Consider the following 4665-nt stretch of genomic DNA (forward strand, 5'->3'; position numbering starts at 1 on the left):
GTCCTCGGGCGAGAAGAGCTGCACGACGCCCTCCTCGGCCATCTGGTGCAGCGCCTCCTTCAGCTTCTTGGCCTTCATGGCGTCGCCGAGGCGGACGCGGCGCAGGATTTCCGGCGCGAAATTCGGCACGCCGCGGAACAGGATCTCCTCGCCTTCGGTGAGAGTGTCGCCGATGCGCAGCGTGCCGTGATTGGGGATGCCGACGACGTCGCCGGCGAAAGCCTCGTCGGCCGTGACTCGCGTGCGGGCGAAGAAGAACTGCGGCGCCGACAGGCTCATCGGCTTGCCGGTGCGCACCAGCTTTGCCTTCATGCCGCGCTCGAGCTTGCCCGAGCAGACACGGACGAAGGCGATGCGGTCGCGGTGGTTGGGATCCATGTTGGCCTGGATCTTGAAGACGAAGGAGGTCATCTTCTCCTCCGTCGCCTCCACCGTGCGTTCATCGGCTGCCTGGGCGCGCGGCGGCGGGCCGTAAGCGCCCAAAGCCTCGATCAGGTCGCGCACGCCGTAATTGCGCAGCGCCGAGCCGAAATAGACCGGGGTCAGATGGCCTTCGCGGAAGGCGTCGACGTCTAAGGGTCTGCACGCTTCCCGCGCGAGCTCCAGCTCCTCGATGAAGTCGTTGCGCTCGTTTTCCGGCAAAAGCCCGGCGACGCGATTGGAATCCGGACCGTTGACCGGGGTGCGCTCCTTCTCGTCGTCGCTCCGGCGCACCGCGTTCTGCGCCAGATGATAGGTGCCAGAAAACGTCCTGCCGCGGCCGATCGGCCAGGTCACCGGCGCGGTATCCAGCGCCAGTTTCTGCTCGATTTCGTCCAAAATTTCGAACGGATCGCGGCTCTCGCGGTCCATCTTGTTGACGAAGGTGATGATCGGGATGTCGCGCAGCCGGCAGACCTCGAACAGTTTCAGCGTGCGCGGCTCGATGCCCTTGGCGGCGTCGATGACCATGACGGCGGAATCCACCGCCGACAGCGTGCGGTAGGTGTCGTCGGCGAAATCCTCGTGGCCGGGCGTGTCGAGCAGGTTGAAGACGTTGTCGTCATACTCGAAGGTCATCACCGAGGTGACAACCGAGATGCCGCGTTCGCGCTCGATCTTCATCCAGTCGGACCGGGTCTGGATGCGGTCCTTCTTGGCCTTGACCTCGCCGGCAAGCTGGATGGCGCCGCCGAACAGCAGCAGCTTTTCGGTAAGCGTGGTCTTGCCGGCGTCGGGGTGCGCGATGATCGCGAAGGTGCGGCGGCGCGATACCGCCTGTTCGATGTCTTCTGCCAATTCGTGAAATCCTGTCTGTGGCGCGGGCTTCTAGCAGCGCATTTTGGGCGTGTCGACAGGTTCGGGCAGATCGGGTCGTCCGAGCGGCGCAGCCGCCAACCCGGTAAGGGAACCCGTGTCCTTTCAGATCCGCTCGCTACGGCCGACCTTGCGGCCCAATCTGGTGATCAAGCGTATCTCCATGCGCTCGACGCCGATGTCGCGCAGCAGGTAGTCCGGCAACTCGTCCAGCCAGGCGCGATCCCTGCGGATGCGGATGATGCGCGCCAGGGGACCTATGCCGGAACGGCAGATTTCGACGGCCGTAGCGAAAGAGCACCCAAGCGCGGATCGATTGGCGACGAGCTCCTGCCCGAAGATGGTCATAGTCATGTCTCCATCGGTTTAAACGATGACATTGGAAGGGCCAGTGAATGACCCTCCCAAAGGCTTCTCGAAGAAGAGGTCAGAACCAATCGCGCTCACGGCTCACATGCCGCGGAGCTTCACGATCCATCCCTCCCCGTCAGGCGGCGGCGTAGGCCGTCGTCGGATCGAACAGGCGCTTCACCTGCGTGATCTTGGTGGCCGGGAAGCCGCTCATCTTGGCGTGGCGCTGGATGATCGCCTCGTCCTTGGCGAGGTAGACGCAGAACGTCTTGTCGTCCGCCACGAAGGACTCCACCCACTGGATGTCCGGGCCGAGCTCGGCGAGAACGGCATTCGAGGCCTTGGAGGCATCGCGAAGCTGCTCGCGCTCGAAGGTGCCGACCTTGGGAATTTCGCGTTCGATGATGTATTTCTGCATTTCACAATCTCCTTGATCTGCGGTTGAAATGCCTTCGGACGCCCGACCAGGTCGGGTGCCGGTGACATCCCCGGGGCCGCTGAGGTAAACTGCAGCTTGGCTCGCCAGGCAGACGGAGAATTGCCCAAGAGGCGGCCAACAGTCCTTATGCCGCTCTTATCTGGTTCTGATCCTTTGCCTATTGCCGTTACAGGGATTGCTGCCGATGGGAATTCATCGCTTCGGCGACTTCGAGCTCAACGAAAACTCCCGCGCCCTTCGCCGCGCCGGAAGCGAGATCGAGGTGCAGCCCCTGGTCTTCGATTTCCTCGCCATGCTGCTGCGGCACCAGGACCGGGCCTTGAGCAAGGATGAGTTGCTCGAAACGCTGTGGCCGGGCGTGACGGTGACCGAGGCGTCGCTGCAGCGCGTGGCGAGCCTAGCCCGCGGCGTTCTGCGCCAGGGCGGCCTGGAGACGGCGCTGCGCAACCTGCCCCGCTTCGGCTACCGGATCTGCCTCGATCAAGCGGTCGCTTCGGAGAACAGGTCGGCTCCGGCCGATGGCGGCGACAAGCCAACGAGCCCCGGCTCACCAATCCTGTCGGCACGCGCGGCCGCTGCAGCCAGAAAATGGCACGAGGCCGCGGCTTCCTTCGCCCAAGCGAATGCCGCCGACGAGCTGCTGACGGCCGATCTCGAAGAATGGGCCTTGGCACTGGAATGCATGGGGCGGCCGGCTGCGGCCATCCCGCTTCTGGCTCGCGCCGTGACTGCCTACGGCGTGGCCGGCGAGCGCCTGCGCGCGGCCTCCCCGGCAGTCACCCTCGCCAGGATCCATCTCGAGAGGGGAGAGCTTGCCGTCGCCAAGGGCTGGCACAAGCGCGCCGCGCAGCTGATCGACAGCGCCACCGAGAGCAGGGAGCACGGCCTGTGGTGCTGGATGGGGGCGCGCATCATGGGCGCCGAAGCAGAACCCGAGCAGGCGCTCGCATTTGCCGAGCAGGCCTTCAAAGTCGGCAAACATCTTGAAGACCCGGTCGTGGAATCGCTCGGGCTGATCTATCGCGGCTTCTTCAAACTTTGCCTCGGGGAAACCAAATCCGGCCAGGAGGACCAGGATTTCGCCGCCGCGCTCGGCCTCTCAAGCGACATAGACCCGGTTGTCGGCGGCATCCTCTATTGCAACATCCTCTGGTCCTGCCGGAACTTCGGCGACTGGGCGAGGGCCAACCAATGGACATTCGGCTACGAAAACTGGTGCAAGGGACACGGGCTGGAGAACCTGTCGGGATCATGCCGGCTGCATCGCGCCGAGGTGCTTGGCGTCCATGGCACGCTGAAGGAGGCCGAGGCACTGGTGCGCGCCGCGCTCGACCAGCTTGCGCTCGATGCGCCGTGGGCGACGGGCGATGCACTGCGCGTGCTGGGTGACATTCATCTCGCCGCCGGCGATCTCGCCGAGGCGGAAACAGCTTATCGCGCGTCCCACGCCGCGGGCTGGGATCCGCAGCCCGGCCTTGCGCTGCTGCAGCTCGAGCAGGGGCAGGCAGAAGCGGCCTTCAGCGCTCTCGAGCGCTCCCTGGTGGGGAACGGCTGGCCGACACTGCAGCGGCGCGGCATCGTCCTTGCCACGCTCGCCAAGGTGGCGGCGCGCACCAACCGGCTCGAGCGCGCGAAAGAGGTCTTCGCCGAATTGGAGGCCCAGCCACAGCGCTGGCCGATGGCCTCCATCCGGGCGCTGACCGGCGAGGCCAAGGCAGAGCTTTTCATACAGGAGGGACGCCTCGCCGAGGCTGTTCGGGAGCTGCAAACCGCATGCTCGCTCTGGAACGAGATCGGCTCGCCGATCAATGTCGCAGACGCCAGGCTTTCGCTCGCGGCGCTCCTCATTCAGCTCGACGATCGTAACGGCGCGGAACTGGAGCTCGGCACCGCGTTGGCGCTTGCGAAGAAGCTCGACTCCTCCCGACTCATGCGGCGCTGCGAAGAGCTGAAGGACATGCTCGCCGGGACTCAGAAGGCAGCGGTGGGCAGCGTGTAGCCGCGTCTCGCTTGAGCGCTTCTACCTTGAGGTATGGCCGGCGCGGTGGCATGACGGGGGGAAATCTCCCCGAAGGTCCAGCATGAGCAGCCCAAAACAAGTCATCGTCATCGGCGCCGGTATCATCGGCGCTTCGATCGCCTGGCATCTGACGAAGGCCGGCGCGCGCGTGACGGTCGTCTCGACAAGCGGCGCCGGCGGCGTCGCGACGCCCAATTCCTTCGCCTGGATCAATGCCAGCTGGGGAAATCCCGAAACTTATTTCCACCTGCGCGTCCGAGCCATGGCCGAGTGGACACGGCTGGCGAAGGACCTGCCGGGATTACCGCTCGCCTGGTGCGGCGGCCTGTGCTGGGACCTGCCGGCGGACAGGCTCGAAGCTTATGCGGCCGAGCATTCTTCCTGGGGCTATGGCATCGAGCGGGTTGGGCGCGAACAGGCGGCGCGCATTGAGCCAAACCTCGCCGAGCTTCCGGATTCCGCCCTTTACGTTGCCGAGGAGGGCGTGGCCGAGCCGGTCGCCACAGCCAGGGCCTTGCTCACCGATGCCGATCGGCGCGGCGCGCGGATCATCGCCGGG

At 65.3% G+C, this 4665-nt stretch carries 6 protein-coding genes; 2 read left to right on the plus strand and 4 right to left on the minus strand.

The features are described from left to right. From EOA29_RS25710 to EOA29_RS43245, 4 genes are all read right to left on the minus strand, one after another. Positions 1-1278: peptide chain release factor 3 (locus tag EOA29_RS25710; protein ID WP_127221795.1), on the minus strand; the 1278-nt coding region annotated here is incomplete at its 3' end. A 123-nt stretch (positions 1279-1401) separates the two neighbouring features. Next, positions 1402-1644 carry a DUF1127 domain-containing protein gene (locus EOA29_RS25715; RefSeq protein WP_189350395.1) on the minus strand — a complete coding sequence of 81 codons (243 nt, stop codon included), beginning with the start codon at positions 1642-1644 and terminating at the stop codon, positions 1402-1404. Positions 1645-1783: 139 nt separating this feature from the next. Next, positions 1784-2065, minus strand: a complete 282-nt coding sequence (locus EOA29_RS25720) for a DUF4242 domain-containing protein (protein ID WP_067003570.1) — start codon at positions 2063-2065, stop codon at positions 1784-1786. 187 nt (positions 2066-2252) lie between these two features. Continuing rightward, positions 2253-2393: a hypothetical protein gene (locus EOA29_RS43245; RefSeq protein WP_245464821.1), complete on the minus strand. Its 141-nt coding sequence runs from the start codon at positions 2391-2393 to the stop codon at positions 2253-2255. Here EOA29_RS43245 and EOA29_RS25725 point away from each other — a divergent pair. Together EOA29_RS25725 and EOA29_RS25730 are read left to right on the plus strand one after the other, a co-directional pair. Beyond that, entirely contained in the window at positions 2379-4085 is a 1707-nt protein-coding gene (locus tag EOA29_RS25725) for a hypothetical protein (RefSeq protein WP_245464822.1), read from the plus strand. The genes EOA29_RS43245 and EOA29_RS25725 overlap by 15 nt on opposite strands. Positions 4086-4167: 82 nt before the next feature. Next, positions 4168-4665, plus strand: a 498-nt coding sequence (locus EOA29_RS25730; RefSeq protein ID WP_145969796.1) for an FAD-dependent oxidoreductase, incomplete at its 3' end; no start/stop codon positions are given.

The organism is Mesorhizobium sp. M1E.F.Ca.ET.063.01.1.1 (assembly GCF_003998155.1).
In the GTDB taxonomy this organism is placed as follows: domain Bacteria; phylum Pseudomonadota; class Alphaproteobacteria; order Rhizobiales; family Rhizobiaceae; genus Mesorhizobium.

Bases quoted from the DNA above. Each gene is read 5' to 3' on its own strand.
- EOA29_RS25720 (WP_067003570.1), bottom strand. From the start codon at position 2,065: ATGCAGAAATACATCATCGAACGCGAAATTCCCAAGGTCGGCACCTTC.
- EOA29_RS25715 (WP_189350395.1), bottom strand. From the start codon at position 1,644: ATGACCATCTTCGGGCAGGAGCTCGTCGCCAATCGATCCGCGCTTGGG.
- EOA29_RS25725 (WP_245464822.1), top strand. From the start codon at position 2,379: ATGCTGCTGCGGCACCAGGACCGGGCCTTGAGCAAGGATGAGTTGCTC.